We start from the raw sequence: 15,298 nt of genomic DNA, 5'->3' as shown, positions 1-15,298 counted from the left end.
CCTAATTGGTCGTTGTTTTTTTAATCCATACTCTGCACTTTAATGACATCCACTACTGGTATCCTATCTTCACCGAATGGCCCCTCTACCGAAATTAAATTAAGACGGTAATCGAGTTCCGAAATTTTACCGATGTACGTTATATGTTTCCCTTTGCGCCATGCTGTGACCTCTGCCATGCATTGTCGTTTATATGCGACTTCCAATTCCTCTTGAATTTGCTGCAGCTCCCAATCGTCGAGTAACGATTGCTGTATGTAGTTTTCATTTTCACTCAACTCGCGGATCAGCTTAACGTGTTCTGGTAACATCAAACCTTGCCACTTCTGCATACCTCTATCGCGATTGTTATCTAACAACTCATTTCACGCTCACTATATTATTCATGTTGATTTTTATGCTGTCGTAACCCACTTGCAACGATAATCTACCTTGTTGGCCATCGACTTCTGTAACAATCCCTGTAACTGTCTCATACCGCTTTTGAGCATAAATCGTAATGTCTACCTCTACATTGAATTCTTTTGATTCACCGATTCTCTCGCCTATCTCAAGAAAATCAGTCTCTGTTAGTTTTGGACCTGCAACAACCTTTGATTTTGGTGTTTTCGGGATTGCTGTCATTTTCATCATCCTTTCAGATTTGGGTTTTCTGTCTTAGCGAAGTACTCATTTATCAATTCTTCAGTCCTGTTGCGCAACCGTATGTTCATGTAACGCCTTATGTCTTCATATCCGTTATGGATAAATGCGTACTCGGTGAACGAACCGTCTTTCCCCTTTTTAATCAACTTCAAATTTTTGCTTCGTGCATAATTATTTGTTTCTTTCAATTCAGCTCGAACGGTCTTTAATGTATTTTCAACGATATTGATATAAGGCCCTTTCAATTTGAATGAGCTTGTTTCAATCACTTCTCGGTCTCTCTCCAAGATACTTATAATTATTGGTAGGTAGATCATGTTCTCGAAATACGGTAATGCATCTCCTGGGATTAACGGCATTAGATCACCAAGCTTTCTTTATGTACGACGGGAACAAGCGCGAGCACGTTATCAATTGTAAAAGTACGCCTGGATTTACGTAAGAAACAGAATGCGCGAAATGATGCCTCTCCGACCTGTAGTACGCTGATTCTTCGCTTGCTGATTGAACCATCCTTTGCGATATACATCATATCTAGGGACTCGTTGTATTCCAGTGACTTAACTAATTGATTGCGCACGTTTGTTCCCTCCTTTTGATTCATAATACCGAATGAGTGTTCGTATGCAAAGAAGGGAGAAATTAATGTCACTTTTTGAGGAGTTAACTGAGCTAGGATAAAATAGAGAGGAGGGATGAACGATGACTATAGACAAAGTTTCAAAGGGCGATTTTTCCGATATCCTGTTAACATTTGAGGAATATCCAATGTTGATTTTTATCGTTATTGCCATAATCATTATTACTGCTAAAGTTTATGTTTTTAAGAAAAATTGATTTTTAGAAACCAAAAAGCCAACAACTCAGATTAAATGAGTTGTTGGCTTTTGCATTTCATTAATGGGAGCAAATAAACAAATTTTATTCTTCATACAAATCATTGTATTTTTTGTTGTATTTTCTTATCCATTCCAGATCGATTGGTCCATTAGAAATTTCGTAATAATTTCCGACTAGAATGTGAACACTTTTTCCATAGACCCTAACAATGGATGGCTTAGTTTTTGAATGATAAATATCAAATTCAATCCGCTCTTTACTCTCCCTAATTTCATTAAACTTCTCTTCGTTTATCTTTTTTACACTATATTGACTTAAGAACTCCATCAATTCATCAGTTGGTTCCTTATCCTTTGTAAACCACTCAAAGCCTTTGCCTTCTTGTACTTCGTTCATATCTGAAGTGAAACCCATAGAAAGAAAATCAGCTGGCTTGTAGTTTATCAGGCTAATTAAGTCTCTTTCCCTATAATCATTAATAACCTTTAGGGGCAAAAAGACCGCAAGGATAATAATTCCTATTACTAGGTATTTAAAACTTTTACTCTTCATTTTTAATTCCCCTTAACCCATAATCTGGTCCGATTGTTGAACACAAGTTAACAACACCGTTCAACTAACCTGCGGATTTAGTTCAATAAGAAATGAGCCTCCCAAGCAGTTCAAGGATCTTCAAGTAAAGCACCCGTTAGTTGCATAAGACAACCTTTCGTTAGAGATTTTGAGTAACATTTTTAATATTTTCTTTTAATCACCAAAAGCAAATATTATTTCTACTTCGCAAACTAATTTCCCATCAACAGTAGCTAAACCTTTGCCTTTCCCAATAGGACCTTTTAATCGAGTGATTTCAACTTCAAGACGGAGCTGGTCTCCGGATTTTACTTGCTGTTTAAAACGACAATTATCTATACCTGCTAATAGCCCTAATCGTCCTTGGTTTCCTTCTTTAGTTAACATCACAACAGCACTTACTTGAGCTAATGCCTCCACAATTAATACACCTGGCATAACTGGGTAATTGGGGAAGTGCCCGTTAAAAAAATCCTCATTTGCAGTAACATTTTTAATACCAATTGCTCTTTTTCCTTCTTCTAATTCCAAAATCTTATCCACTAAAAGAAATGGATAACGATGTCTAATTATTTCCTTAATTTTTTGAGTATCTAAAATCATTATTGCCCCCCATAAAAATTTTATTAAAATCCTATTCACTAATTTTATCATCTGGTTTTAATAGTTGATACTAAAAAAATCTTCTTCAACTAACCTGCACCGTTAGTTGAACAAGAACAGGATGCTTAACCCCTAATTGAAGTAAAGCACCCCGTTAGTTTGGAATCCACTAATGCCAAAACGTGACATTATCCTTTTTGATTTACATATTTAACGAGCGAAAACAAAATTATTATAACAAGAACTAATGAAAAGACAATAGCTAGTATACTATCTTTACCAAATAAAGAATTTAACACAACATCAAAAGATGGAACACCTAACGCATAAAGTAAAGGTAATATAAAAAGAGTCACTGCTACCCCTGCAATAAATGCAATAACAGATTTTTTCTTTTTCATTAAAACTCCTCCTTGAATAGAAACTCTACTTCAACTAACCTGCCCCGTTAGTTGAATAAGAACAATGCTCTGTTCTTTATTCGTCCTTATTCATACGGATACCTCTTTAATTCTACAAACAAAAAAATGCGACCGCTCAATTAAGAGTAGTCACCTTTTGCTTTCAATAATCAATTTTATCTTTTCACGTTTACTTTGGTATGGATAAGTGAATTATATATGTAAACCAAGAATAGATGACTGTGTCTTGGCAAACAAAAAAAGCGTCCTATCCACAATTCAACTGTGAAGTAGGTCGCTTTTTCTCAGAATTTTTATCTGTTCTACCAATAATTCTGCACCCTTAGGACTTAATATAATGCCACCTTGATATTCAATATTATCAGGGAGAATATCACCTGTAACTAGACAGGCTCGATTTGGAGAATACTTCCGAAGAATGATGAGATCATCTTCAATAAAGATTTCAATAGGAGTACCGCTATCAATCTCCATAGTTTTTCTTAGTTCTTTCGGGATTACTATTCTTCCTAGAACATCTAATTTTCTTGTAATACCAATACTTTTCATTCGTGTCCCTCCCTATGAAATAACCTATTAAGTGATAATATCACACTTTTCACAATACTACATATACTTTTATTTACGCCAAGAATGAGTGTTCGTATTGCAAGTAAATTAAAAAGACCGTCAATAGACGATCTCCTGTTGTTCAATTAAAGCGCCCGTTCCCGGAAGCATTGAGCTTCTTTATTCGAAATCAAAATCAACTTCACCTTCCCGAATACATATCAAAAAGCATTGAAAGTAGATCAAGATAAGAAAAAGACAAAAAAACTCGGGCTTATTTTATTTCAAAATAAAGAAAAAACCACAAAATACTTTGTACATAAATTACAATCTCCAATTCTTTGTATTTTTGTATATATTTGATTTTTATATAACTAAAGGCTATTATTATTAAAATGCTACTCAGCGAAAGGGAAATTAGAATGTCTTCAAAAACGCAATTTGCAAAAAAAAAAATTATATTTTCTTTATTAGGGCTTTTAATAATTACTTTAATTTATCTGTTTTCTCCAAGTCTCAAAAACACAGTGGAAGTGGTTACAGAAAATATCGGTAAAACACTTAACTCATATAAAGAAAACGAAATTTTAAAAAAGGATCTAGTACATCTCGATTCTATAAACTCGGAAATTGAAGATTATAAAAATGAAAATATAAATTTAAAAGAGACAATAGAAATGAATAATTATATAAATGATAAACTAAAGTACCATACACAAGTAGAGACTGTTCTAAATAGAGACTATGATAAATGGTTTAATGAATTAGTAATAACTTCAGATAATAGTTATCGTAAAGGGGTTGTGATGACATCAAAAGGACTAATTGGTAAAATTTTAGATAATGATGAAAATAATATTCATACTGTAAACTTAATAACTGGTGAACTTAATAACGTGGCCGGAACTGTGCAGGATAATGAAGAAATTCAAGGAATTATTGGGGAATATGATAGAGATAAGGGATTCCTCCTGATGAAATACATATCTAATAATGACCCCAAAAAAATAATTGGAAAAAATATTATTACTTCGGGAAAAGGAGGTATCTATCCATACGGTTTAATTGTTGGGAAAGTAAAAGAGATAAGCACTTCTGGCTTCGGGTTAAATAAAGTGCTACTAATAGAGCCTTCAGCAAACTTTAGCGAAATTAATAATGTTATTGTAATAACTGATTAATTGTACTTAAACACATCCCAGTATGTTCTTCTTGGTGGAAATCATTATCACAAGTACAAAAATCCTTACAAATAATAATACCTCTTTAATTCGACAAATAAAAAAGCGACCTACCCACAATCAAATCTGTGGATGGGTCGCTTTATACTTTAAGTGCAACATGGCCATTACTAGAACGCTGTCACATCAACGTTCAGGAAATGGCCAAGAGCATCTTATATAATTCTTATTGGTATCAAAATCCCAAGCGCTTAGGAATCTAGGCTTGGGTGATTTTACTTATTTACCGCAACAGTATACTTAACAGCTAATCCCAATACATCGGCATCTGTGAGCGTATTATTTTCTAGCTTGTCAGTCCATGAAGTATGAGCTCCCGCTTTAATAGCTGCAGCTACAATAATTTGACGATGTGCCTTGCTTACTAATGATGTTTCTGTTTCCGTTTTTAAAGCTGGGCTTGAAAACTTCAATTCCTCATCCTCCTTTGGTGGTGCGGGTGTCCCCGCCACTTTTAATTTCAACTTGAAGTACACAGCTAAACCATCCGCGATAGCCTCACCTTGCGCTTTCAGTTTCGCATCACTTCTTAATGCGCCGATGTCTGTTGTGGAATCCATGAAGCCACCTTCAGTTAAGATAGCGGGCATGTTTGATTCTCTCAACATATGAAGGTTGTCGGTTTTTGCGCCTCTATTACGTAGGCCCATTGCTTGTACAATGCGCGGCTGAATAATTGCCGCTATATCTTTCGATGCTTTACTTGCGGTAATCTCCTGAACGAGTGTTTCAACGCCGCCATGACTGCCCCACTTACCAGCAAATGCATTGTGATGAATAGATACAAGCGCACCTGCTCCCCACGCATTTGCCTTATTGGTACGAGTTACAAGGGGGACATCTGTGTTTCCAGTCGGGTCATCCAGTCTGAGGATCTGTACGTCCTGGTATTTGTTCAGTTTAGCTGCACAAGCCAATAACACTTTGTTATTAAATGACCATTCACGTTCACCATCTGGTGTTCGTTTGCCTGCTGTGTTAATACCGTGTCCGGCGTCTAGTGCGATTTTAACCACGTTATCACCCTCCTTATCGTATTTAGTAAGCTCGTATTGCTCAATCAATTTATTAAGTTTTTCCGGATAGTTAACATCCGTCTCATACCCAGCCGCTTTAACTGCCGCTGTAGCCTTTTTATAATCTGTTTGATTTAACACTGATGCGTATCGGTTATGCGGCTCCCAACCTGTCCCGTTGACGTATTTATTGACCAGGTCTATTACGCATCCCTCAAAGGTCGGATACTCCCGGAAATCAGCATCTATATAGTAGATAGTGCCGTCTGTTTTATGCTCTGCGGTCCGTTTGGTATAGACATCATCAGACCACCCGGAACCCGATTTGATTCCGAAAAGGTTGTTGGCTTTGATCGCTAATTCGGATGTACCGGACGCTGATTCAAGAATCCCCTGCGCAACAATCAAAGAAGGAAGGACTCCGTGAGCCCTCCCGTGTTTTATCGCGAATGGAGATAGACGGTCAATGAAGCCCATCACTTCACATCCTTTTTATTGCTACCTTTCAGAATTTCGATTGCATTCTTGATTTGTTCTGGAACTGGTAGACCGATTCGTCCTGCATTTTCAGTAATGCTCAAAATCTCATTCACCGCGTAAAATACGATTACCATCGTCATGACAAGTTCGGTAGATTCAAAGCCGCTTTCTACCAATAACAAATCAATCAAATGAGCCACGGCAACCATTGCGAAAATGAATACTTTACGTGCTATGCCAATCATGCCGTTTTTGCTTTTTAATCCCCCATCAAGTGATGCAGCGGTCATTCCTGTTACAAAATCAATGACAACCAGCGCAACTAAAATAGTAAGTAAAGCGCTCCACTCACCAAACATTAACGTTAATAAGCCTGCGAAAAATGCAGGGATGAATTTTAGATAATCCATTTTACCACTCCTGTTGTTTTATTTTTGGGTAAAGAAAAAGAACGCCCGTGATTGGGCGCTCTTTGTTGCTGATTATTCAAATTCCGTTAGCCACATAATGGTCCAAAGTGTTCTAGTGATACTCGATATAATGCCTAACTACAAAATTTTCTATAGAAGAGTTAAAACTCTGAAAGATGCTTCCATGTTGTTTATTTTCAAATACATCTTTTTTCTCTTTAAAAAAGTTTAAATCAAACCAATTCACTCCAAAGTAAATCTTCAAACCTTTTCTTACAGTAAATTGCCAATCATATGGTTTTGGATCGGTTTTTAATTGTGCATCCGAATCTCGAAGTACAGCAATACATTTTTTTAGATCATCTTCATTTGTAAAAACTATCTCTACTTTCGTTATTGCAATTGGTATTCTTTCTGATTCAGTTCCAGGTAAAACTAAAATCATCTCTTCTTCTCGCATTTACTTCACTCCATTTTTTATCATCACTTTCTAAATACTAGTATTGCCCGATTTCTCTTTAACTATACCGTTCCGTTAGTTCAATAAGAAAAATGAACAGTATAGTCCAAATGTTCAAAAGAAAAAGAACGCCCGGGTGGACGTTCTTACTTTAATAAATACGCGATTCGTACAGCATCAAGTCATACAGATCATCTTCTGAAAGATTACGATACAATTCCTCCCGCCTAATTCTCTCGTATTCCATCACTTCTTCCCAAATCGCTTCTCTTTCTTCTTCATACTCTTCATGGGTAAACTCAAATCTCGACATGACTATTTCGTGTTCCAAGTTATCAATATGGACCTTGAAAAAGTCCACGGATTCCTGATAACAGTATTTTAACCTTGTTATTAATTTCTCTTTTTCCGAATCATCTATGTCTACTTCATAATGCATAATTTGATTCCTTATTTCATTTATAGCACTTATTGAATTTTTAAATTCTAAAGGTATTTCGATATCACATAAATATTCTACTCTCCGAAGAGCTTCCGCGATACCGACAGTTTGTAGATTTTTCACATCAAAAACAGTCCTTGCAACCTTTTTATTTTCCGGATTTTTCCGGGTATCCAAACTTATCTTTTTTAAATTTTTTTTAGCGTCCAAATATGAATCAATTTTATTGAAAATAAATGAAGGATGATGTTCTTGTAAAATATACTTCAGTAATATTTCCACACCATGATTGAGAAATATTACTGCATCCTTAAGTCTGTGCCGTCCACCTTGGGTAATACCACCAAATTTTTCTATGTTTTCAAAAGCGGATTTGAATGAATCTGTTCCGTTTTCAATTAACGTATATTTCATGTTAAATCTCCCCCATTCATTACCATTTGACAAAAGAGGAAGAAATCCTTCATTTTACCTACAATCTATATACCTATCACTATACTGCCTCTACCTGCCCCGCTAAATACTCCGCAACCGGAACTTGATACTGCTCGGGTAACTTATCAATTTTCCATGCTGCAGCTTTAACAAGTAACCCATAAACCGGAATCATGTATGGAAATACCATCATTCGCCACCCCCTTTCGCTGTCTCGATTTCTGTTTTCAATGCATCGATCTGTTCCTGCATTCCAACGATTGCATTCAACATGAGTAATGTTGTTTCGTCAATCTCTCCTACCATTTCTGGGAATGCCGGTTCTAACGGACCAAGCGTTCCATCTGGCAATCGTTTCTTTACCATAGGTACTTTCATTGTAATAACGCCCCCGATATAAACGTGATTGGTTTATCGCCTGTCCACGATATTTTTAAAGCAATATGTTCGGCAGGTGTATCAGCACGATATTTGAAATAGTCTTCGACATCCTCGCCCATTGGCACTGTGCTATCAAGTGGTAATGGCACGAATTGCTCCTGCTCTGTACCGATTGTCATGGAGATTTCAGCCGTAACCTCTTGGTCAGCATCCCTTTGAATCCACAATAAAACGCCTTGTGCGGATCCGTTTGGAGGTACAATTTTGTACCGTTGGACGGAATGCTCTAAAGGCGTTAGGTTTTCTGTTTTATTCAATTTGATGGTTTTCGAAGACTTGAAATTGTGCGTGTCAGTAACTTCAACGACGATATTGTTTTCTCCGTGTTTTAATGATTTCAGTGAGACATCAAACGACCATGGACCTGCAGCTCCCGAATGAATTTGTACGGGTGCCTCTTCGTTGACACGATATTTAACAGTGACATCGTTTCCGTCTGGGTCACTTGATGAACCAGCAAGCTTAATCGTGTCATTTTTAATCAATTCCGATTGGTCGGTAAACGGATCAACTGTTAAAGAGGGAGCACGGTTTGGCACGACGTAAAATGTGCGTTCGGCTACTGGTGATTTACCGCCCTGGTTATCTTCTGACCACACTTCTAAGCGGTGTGCAGGACCTTCAGCAAGTGCGTCGGTAATTTCTATTTCGCCTTTTAATAATTTCCCACCCTTGAATGTCAATTGCTCATTAAACGGTAAAAAGACGCCAGTAGAAATGCCTGTCGCAATAGCTCGAGATAAACCGCCATTGATTCGATAATAGACGTTTAATATGTCGCCGACGTCAGTATCAAGCGCTGAACCGTCAATTTTAAAAGTATCGTTTTCGTAAAGAGTCTCGTTGTTTGGCGTATTTAACGTCACAGTTGGAATCTTGTTGTGCTCGATTATAAACGACTCTGAGTAGACGTAATCCGAATAGACGTTGCTTGTGTTTTTCGCACGTACCCTAAACTCGACTTTCGTAAGCCCCTTGTTCTCTGTGACGGTAAACGGACGGGTTAGTGTGTTTGAATGGGTACCAACAGGCGTCCATGCGCCCTCATTGTACCGATGCTCGAGCTCGTAAGTGCTTATGCTTGGAGCCGTAGATGCACCAAATGTAAGGGTCAAAGATTGTTTAGGCGGTAGCGACGTTTGCGGTGCAGGTGACGTAAATCCTGCTGGTGGCGCGATACTTTGGGAGACCCGACTACCTCGTACGTACCAAAAACCGTCCGTATGCTTGCCATCTGTTGGGTACGTACCTTCTACGGCTGTGATATTGGATTGATTTAACGCTCCGCGCTCTTCGACCTCTCTAGCTGTCGGTTTACTCGCGGAAGTCGTGTATCCTCCTGCTTGGACAGTGCTTCCGGCAGAATCCAATCGCACAATTGTGCCCGATACAGTTACGTACCAATCTTTCCTAAGCCAAGAACCTTCCTGTACGTATTCAGAATTCCCCGTCAAAATTATTGCTAACGTTGTTGGATTTACATAGATGGCAGGACGCATCTCGCTGTTGTAAGGCATAAAGACGTTTCCCCAACCGGGATAATCAACTTGGATTCTTTTGGTTATGTTGTACTTACTCCAGTAGTACATTGGCTTCGTTATCGTAACCAACGCGCTATCTCTATAAGCTGATTCTAATCCGCCGGCATCAACCGCCTTAACCCTAAACTTAACGGACGTTGCTGTTGGTACGATATATGTGTACGTCGGTGAAGCCGGCTGTGCAATGACCGCAAACGCTCCGCCGTTTAACGACGCTTCAAGGACGTATTTCGATAGGTTGTTTTCTGCATCGGTTGACGCTACCCATGAAACAACTTTGGAACCCCCTATTTCAAGCGTGCCGGTTGGTTGCGTGAATGTGCCGGGTATCGTTGGGGCAGTGTTTACTGCCGCGCCTCGGATGTACCAATTGCCATCAGTGTGGCGACCATTTACAGGGTACGTGCCATTCTCGGCTACTATATTAGATTGTAGTAAACTTCCCCCATTGGAGTAGTTAGGAGTGGCGTCGGTCGAATAGTATATCTCTCTTCTGCAACTAGCGGATTTAGTGTCTGACTGACTACTTTCTAACGCCGTATACCTGCGGAATTCACTTCCTCTGTCTTGATATCCGACCTGCCCTGCACTAATATAATTATCTCCCCATAGCGTTGAATAAGTCCATGTTTTTGAAATTGGACTCCACGTGCCAGATTTGTAGAAGCTTCCAAAACCGGCGTGTGAAACAGTTTCATTTTCGGTACTAGATACTGGAGGTTGGTTCCAAGAACCGACTATAGTGTTGTATTTATTGTAATAATACTGAGCCATATCACACCACCTCCGCTACAGCAACCGAATAAGTGCCCCAGTCGCCTCTTGTCATTTGTCCATCCGCAATCCTAACGTTACTACGTGCAATCCGTGCACCTTTAACGTAATCATTAACCAATGGCTGTACAGTAATCGTGGACGCCGTGACGTCTGTGATTAATACGTCCTCGCTGTTGTTGCCATCGTATACGGTGACTTCGGTAAACGCCTTGAATCCGTCTGTCGTGTCCACGTTTAACTCGGTTGTTCCTGCCGCTCGTGGTGCTGTTAGTACGGCAACTGCCGTTTGACGGACGAGCTTGTTCGGCTCCCCATCAAAAGCATCGGCAAACGTGCCTGAGTTACCCGGTGCTCGACCATCTAACTCCATTTGCACCTGTATGCGCATAATTTTGTCGGCATGATTATCTAGGCGTTCGTGGGATTTCAAGATGCCTTGTTCTTGATGATTCTCAAACGCTGCCATGTGTCGAGTACCTTCCTGTAGCACTTTTGGTTTTCCAGTCGCTGGATCAATAACAGGATTTCCGTATTCATCAATTTCAATGATGTGGTCAATCCAGACCCTTGGGACAAATACATAAGCGTTATCCAAGCGTTACACCTCTTTTCGTAAGTTCGAACGCATAAAAAAAGACGATCATCTGACCATCTTGCGTTTTTTCGATATTCATTTCTTCGACGTCGACTTCCCGACCTTGGCCGTCAAACAATGCAGCTCGAGAAACATTGCCGAATTCTTGGTCCAGGTAAATGTATTTTTTTATAATGGACCCTTCAACGGATGTTCGAAATATCGGTTTTACTATCACAACATCATTCACCGTCACTTTTGCGGAACGAATCGTTGTATTTAAGAAATCCATCCACAATTCAAACAATAAATCTTGTGCAGCCATCCTATAACCTCCCTCTTGTTTCCTCGCCCACCACAAACGTACCGGTAATTGGATACTTTACGACAAAGCCATATGCATCATTTTGCGCAATTAATGAACGACGTGCGCCTTTCCCGTAGATAGTTCCCGTTTGAAAAGTACCTGTAACCGGATAATAAATAGGAAAGCTATAAACCGCTCGAACTACTTTGAAGATCGTGCCCGCCGCCAGTATCCCGGTTTCGAGAATTAAATTGAGTGGAACTGTCCGTTCTAGTAGTTCGGCCGCTTCCTTGTAATAACTTTGGGTTTCCACCGTAACGAGAACTTCAAGCCAATAATTTGTGACGTCAATGCTGATTGTATAGCGACTTTTTCCAACCAATTCATCCAATTGCTTCACCATGTATTGAAAAGTGAATGGCGCTTTCTGCATCATCCTGGCTAGTAGTCGTCGTTTTCTGAAGTCGAGCGTTTCAGTTGTCCTATCTGGGAGAATATTAAATTCTTTTTCACGCCGATAAATAGCGGGTTCACTTGATGTTAGAATGAATTGATCGTCCTCGAATTGTTGTATCGCTCCATCCAAATGATCAAGCCGCTTCGACTGTACCCTTGTCAGTTCTTGAAATTCCTTGATGTCACGATAATAAGCGGGTAATTCATCCATCACCCTATTCATTCAGCACCACACTCCCTTTATTCGGGATTTCGTGCGGTAGCCCAAGATTCATAGGCGACCCGTTAAATGTAGTTCCTACAATGTCCTGCACACCTTCTAGCGCTAAGATGCGAGATTCTAAATGACTGATTCGCAAAATAAGCGAAAGCCCTTTAATCCATTCGCGCCGAACTTCCGCCAGGTATTCGTCTATGATTTCAACGACTAGCGGTTCGATTTGACCTAGCGTGACACCGACCAATGCAAGAGTGGCTTCAATATCTACCACAACTGATTCAACCGCCTCAACCGTCACGATATGACCTATAGGCGCTGTGCCGAGTCCGTCACCTTGCCCCTCGATAGGATCTATTTTACTTTGCACAAATGCAACCGTTTCAGGAGTCGGTACGTTAAATGTAGAATCAATAATCACAGCACGAACAGTTCCACCACCAAAAGGTGCACGGAATAGCTGAACACCACCGACGCCTTGGATATCCATGATTTTTCTTTTGTAATCAGCTCTATTTCCGCCGAATGCGGGTTCGTTTATGTGGTCCAAGTATTTTGCGTACAGCGATTCATCTGTCTCTTCGTCTTCGCCAGGGACGAGTACTTCGGTTAGCTTCGCGCTCCCTAAGTTATCAAGTGGTTCAGTTGGTAATAGCTCCCCGTAATCTTGATTTCCGATAATGCCAAAAGCTTCCGAACGCAACTGATACTCACCGTCTACGATCTTTTCAATCACTTCATAGGTAAGATTATTTAGACCGAAACGGGAACCGATAGGTACGTTAAACGGACGTTCATCTGTTCCAATAATAATACCTTTTCGCACGGCTCTTGACGCCGCTTTCTTGTAAACGCCATGTTCTGCGATACGCCTTTCAAGGTATTCGCCATCAGATGAATCAGCAAATGTGAGCCGCATTACCAGGTCAATATCCGAATACATTTCAGACATCGGTACGGCGACAGCCGCTGTCGAATCGAAGATTATGGCACCCTCGCGCTTATCAACATCGTCTGCAACTTCATCAAGTGCCTGATCACGGAGCAACGCAACTGTTTTATGTTCGTACATAGTCAATAACCTCCCTCAAGACAACGACGTCACCGTAAAGTGTGGGGCATGAAAACGAAACATAGGCAACGTCCTTTTCGAATTCCAACCGGAAATTCTCCAATGTAACAATCCGTTCATCTTGTAACAAAGCCTCTTTAATCCGTCGCGGTAATTCGCCATGAACAAAAAGTTGATCGCGCCCAATCATGCCTTCGAATCCATAATCATCTGAGTGAATCAGGTGACCAAAACGTTTCGTCTGCAGCACCTTAAAAACGGCTTGCTCCATTGCTTTCAGTCCGTCAATCATCCCTGTACATCGTCCACGCTTGAAGTCTAGTTGATACGTCCTTGTAGGAAGCTGAGCGGTATCAATGACTTCCATATCTTCTAAAACAGTTATTTCTCCGATGGGTAAGACCATATATCTTTCCCCTCCTTATACCTGTCCGCAACTAAAAACTTACGGCCACCTTGCATCCTTACAAGGATCACTTTATCGTTAATTTTCAAACCGTCTTCAAATGTCAGTTTTGCATATTTCATTTTAAACTCTTCATAAGGAACGGTTTCAGCAGAACCGATATCTCTACGGGATGAAACAGCGTTTTTTGGTTCGTCACCGATATCGTTCTTCTCCCACTCCTTCGGGTATTCGTAGTCTATTGAAACAATACGGTCATGACGTGTGAGCGATTCGGCGACGTCAAGAAACTCTTCCAAAAGCGTTAGCTTTGCATGAACATATATTTCAAGTGGCTTTGACTTTACGACTGTTCCATACGTCCAGGTGACCGGGTTTGTCGTCCCGATGACGTCCAGCGCCGCTTCCTTCATCATATCTACTAGACTCATATCACTTTCACCCCCAAATTCATCACGTGTAAACCACCTGCCCATGTATGAGTACATTCATCAACAAGGAAATATTCGCTTACACCAATCTTTTCGATGTAGATATAGACAAAGCTTCCTGCTCGTACCTGCCAGTCACCCAAGCAATCTAAATCAAGTGTTTTTGTTTCACGGTTCCGAAGTTTGAGCATCCGTTCCGCAAGTTCTTTAATTTGCGCGGGCTTCATGTTCTCCTCGACTTTACGGAACTCTTGCAAACGGCCAAACTTAGCCATGCTCCCGCTATCTTGCGCAATATAGACTTCTCGTTTGCTCTTTTTCTCGTCATCGTGAACCAATTTAATACGGTTATACGTTTCTTTATCAATGGATTTATTGTACTCAAATTCAAAAAGCAGACTATCTTCTCCAATGTAGAAGACATCTGCTTTAATCATCATATTTTTAATGTTTTTCAATGATAGCGCTCCGAAGTCGTCAAACAATACAAAGTTTCGGTTCGTCGCAATCAATGTGGAATCTAGAAACTTCAATGCCACGTCAAGCGCCTTCTTATCATCCTCAACGATGCCAGGAACGGTATAGCCTGTATCTTCAAATGTACCGACCTTCAACCCCAAATCAATCGCAATCTTTTTGATGGCAGCTGTTGCGGTTGTCGCCTTGAATACAAATGTGTCATTGGACATCATATAGCGAAGTTGGTCAAAAGCTTTAACGGACACTTCACCACTTCGTGTGTACCCACTTTCGAATACGTACCCGTAGAACACCTTCTGTTTTCCGTCCATTACGCGAATAATAGAGCCATTATTAATTGGATACTTTAGCGGATCTTCGATGACAAGTTTCGCATCAAGAGTACCCGCTTTACCGATACGTTCCGTCTTCCATTCGATAGACGAAACAGGCATATCCCAAACCACGCCATCTTTATTATCAATTAGTACTTCCATATGC

Annotated in this window: 24 protein-coding genes; 2 read left to right on the top strand and 22 right to left on the bottom strand. The window is 39.9% G+C overall.

Annotated features, from left to right (window positions below):
- Positions 1-20: 20 nt before the first annotated feature.
- Genes H7992_RS07310 through H7992_RS07295 form a run of 4 tightly spaced genes read right to left on the bottom strand, consistent with a single transcriptional unit; the run spans position 21 to position 1,225 of the window.
- Positions 21-332: a YolD-like family protein gene (locus H7992_RS07310; protein WP_187047120.1), complete on the bottom strand. Its 312-nt coding sequence runs from the start codon at positions 330-332 to the stop codon at positions 21-23.
- Between the two features lie 28 nt (positions 333-360).
- Positions 361-624, bottom strand: coding sequence for a YolD-like family protein (locus tag H7992_RS07305; protein ID WP_187047119.1), 264 nt, complete (start codon positions 622-624; stop codon positions 361-363).
- Between the two features lie 5 nt (positions 625-629).
- A complete protein-coding gene (locus H7992_RS07300) occupies positions 630-1,004 on the bottom strand; it encodes a YhjD family protein (RefSeq protein WP_187047118.1) in 375 nt (124 codons plus the stop codon).
- Positions 1,004-1,225: a transcriptional regulator gene (locus H7992_RS07295; RefSeq protein ID WP_187047117.1), complete on the bottom strand. Its 222-nt coding sequence runs from the start codon at positions 1,223-1,225 to the stop codon at positions 1,004-1,006. Before H7992_RS07295 ends, H7992_RS07300 begins: the two co-directional genes overlap by 1 nt.
- A 122-nt stretch (positions 1,226-1,347) precedes the next feature.
- On the opposite strand from H7992_RS07295, the gene H7992_RS24650 reads away from it, so the two are divergent.
- Positions 1,348-1,482, top strand: a complete 135-nt coding sequence (locus H7992_RS24650; RefSeq protein ID WP_255428615.1) for a hypothetical protein — start codon at positions 1,348-1,350, stop codon at positions 1,480-1,482.
- An 84-nt stretch (positions 1,483-1,566) separates the two neighbouring features.
- On the opposite strand, the gene H7992_RS07290 is transcribed toward H7992_RS24650, so the two are convergent.
- From H7992_RS07290 to H7992_RS07275, 4 genes are all read right to left on the bottom strand, one after another.
- Positions 1,567-2,037: a hypothetical protein gene (locus H7992_RS07290; RefSeq protein ID WP_187047116.1), complete on the bottom strand. Its 471-nt coding sequence runs from the start codon at positions 2,035-2,037 to the stop codon at positions 1,567-1,569.
- Between the two features lie 195 nt (positions 2,038-2,232).
- Positions 2,233-2,658 (bottom strand): 3-hydroxyacyl-ACP dehydratase FabZ, encoded by a 426-nt coding sequence (fabZ, locus tag H7992_RS07285; RefSeq protein WP_187047820.1) that lies wholly within the window; start codon positions 2,656-2,658, stop codon positions 2,233-2,235.
- 191 nt (positions 2,659-2,849) lie between these two features.
- On the bottom strand, positions 2,850-3,062 hold the full coding sequence (locus H7992_RS07280) for a hypothetical protein (RefSeq protein WP_187047115.1): 213 nt from the start codon (positions 3,060-3,062) through the stop codon (positions 2,850-2,852).
- A gap of 279 nt (positions 3,063-3,341) precedes the next feature.
- Complete coding sequence (locus tag H7992_RS07275; RefSeq protein ID WP_187047114.1) at positions 3,342-3,632, bottom strand: AbrB/MazE/SpoVT family DNA-binding domain-containing protein; 291 nt, start codon at positions 3,630-3,632, stop codon at positions 3,342-3,344.
- Positions 3,633-4,054: 422 nt separating this feature from the next.
- Between H7992_RS07275 and mreC the strand changes: the two genes are divergently transcribed.
- Positions 4,055-4,813 (top strand): rod shape-determining protein MreC, encoded by a 759-nt coding sequence (gene mreC / locus H7992_RS07270; RefSeq protein ID WP_187047113.1) that lies wholly within the window; start codon positions 4,055-4,057, stop codon positions 4,811-4,813.
- 275 nt (positions 4,814-5,088) lie between these two features.
- Here the strand turns inward: mreC and H7992_RS07265 are convergent, their stop codons facing one another.
- From H7992_RS07265 to H7992_RS07205, 14 genes are all read right to left on the bottom strand, one after another.
- Positions 5,089-6,366 carry an N-acetylmuramoyl-L-alanine amidase gene (locus tag H7992_RS07265; RefSeq protein ID WP_187047112.1) on the bottom strand — a complete coding sequence of 426 codons (1,278 nt, stop codon included), beginning with the start codon at positions 6,364-6,366 and terminating at the stop codon, positions 5,089-5,091.
- Positions 6,366-6,779 carry a phage holin family protein gene (locus tag H7992_RS07260; RefSeq protein WP_187047111.1) on the bottom strand — a complete coding sequence of 138 codons (414 nt, stop codon included), beginning with the start codon at positions 6,777-6,779 and terminating at the stop codon, positions 6,366-6,368. Before H7992_RS07260 ends, H7992_RS07265 begins: the two co-directional genes overlap by 1 nt.
- A gap of 112 nt (positions 6,780-6,891) precedes the next feature.
- Complete coding sequence (locus tag H7992_RS07255; RefSeq protein ID WP_187047110.1) at positions 6,892-7,239, bottom strand: hypothetical protein; 348 nt, start codon at positions 7,237-7,239, stop codon at positions 6,892-6,894.
- Positions 7,240-7,390: 151 nt separating this feature from the next.
- Positions 7,391-8,095 carry a hypothetical protein gene (locus H7992_RS07250; protein ID WP_187047109.1) on the bottom strand — a complete coding sequence of 235 codons (705 nt, stop codon included), beginning with the start codon at positions 8,093-8,095 and terminating at the stop codon, positions 7,391-7,393.
- Between the two features lie 79 nt (positions 8,096-8,174).
- Complete coding sequence (locus H7992_RS24645) at positions 8,175-8,309, bottom strand: CD1375 family protein (RefSeq protein ID WP_370569976.1); 135 nt, start codon at positions 8,307-8,309, stop codon at positions 8,175-8,177.
- Positions 8,306-8,494, bottom strand: a complete 189-nt coding sequence (locus H7992_RS07245) for a hypothetical protein (RefSeq protein WP_187047108.1) — start codon at positions 8,492-8,494, stop codon at positions 8,306-8,308. Before H7992_RS07245 ends, H7992_RS24645 begins: the two co-directional genes overlap by 4 nt.
- Positions 8,491-10,872: a hypothetical protein gene (locus H7992_RS07240; RefSeq protein WP_187047107.1), complete on the bottom strand. Its 2,382-nt coding sequence runs from the start codon at positions 10,870-10,872 to the stop codon at positions 8,491-8,493. The genes H7992_RS07245 and H7992_RS07240 overlap by 4 nt, the downstream gene beginning before the upstream one ends.
- Before the next feature lies 1 nt (position 10,873).
- Entirely contained in the window at positions 10,874-11,470 is a 597-nt protein-coding gene (locus H7992_RS07235; RefSeq protein WP_187047106.1) for a hypothetical protein, read from the bottom strand.
- Positions 11,463-11,774: a hypothetical protein gene (locus tag H7992_RS07230; RefSeq protein WP_187047105.1), complete on the bottom strand. Its 312-nt coding sequence runs from the start codon at positions 11,772-11,774 to the stop codon at positions 11,463-11,465. Before H7992_RS07230 ends, H7992_RS07235 begins: the two co-directional genes overlap by 8 nt.
- 1 nt (position 11,775) lies before the next feature.
- Positions 11,776-12,435: a putative phage tail protein gene (locus H7992_RS07225; RefSeq protein ID WP_187047104.1), complete on the bottom strand. Its 660-nt coding sequence runs from the start codon at positions 12,433-12,435 to the stop codon at positions 11,776-11,778.
- The gene (locus tag H7992_RS07220; protein ID WP_187047103.1) at positions 12,428-13,501 is read right to left on the bottom strand and encodes a baseplate J/gp47 family protein; all 1,074 of its coding nucleotides are present in this window, start codon (positions 13,499-13,501) and stop codon (positions 12,428-12,430) included. Before H7992_RS07220 ends, H7992_RS07225 begins: the two co-directional genes overlap by 8 nt.
- The gene (locus H7992_RS07215; RefSeq protein WP_187047102.1) at positions 13,488-13,907 is read right to left on the bottom strand and encodes a DUF2634 domain-containing protein; all 420 of its coding nucleotides are present in this window, start codon (positions 13,905-13,907) and stop codon (positions 13,488-13,490) included. Before H7992_RS07215 ends, H7992_RS07220 begins: the two co-directional genes overlap by 14 nt.
- On the bottom strand, positions 13,883-14,338 hold the full coding sequence (locus tag H7992_RS07210; RefSeq protein ID WP_187047101.1) for a DUF2577 domain-containing protein: 456 nt from the start codon (positions 14,336-14,338) through the stop codon (positions 13,883-13,885). The genes H7992_RS07215 and H7992_RS07210 overlap by 25 nt, the downstream gene beginning before the upstream one ends.
- The gene (locus H7992_RS07205) at positions 14,335-15,294 is read right to left on the bottom strand and encodes an XkdQ/YqbQ family protein (RefSeq protein ID WP_187047100.1); all 960 of its coding nucleotides are present in this window, start codon (positions 15,292-15,294) and stop codon (positions 14,335-14,337) included. Before H7992_RS07205 ends, H7992_RS07210 begins: the two co-directional genes overlap by 4 nt.
- Positions 15,295-15,298: the final 4 nt, after the last annotated feature.

It is taken from the genome of Sporosarcina sp. resist (assembly GCF_014302295.1).
GTDB classification, from domain to species: Bacteria; Bacillota; Bacilli; order Bacillales_A; family Planococcaceae; genus Sporosarcina; species Sporosarcina psychrophila.
Note: the sequence above shows the minus strand (reverse complement) of the source record. Positions and strands in the feature narration are given on the sequence as shown.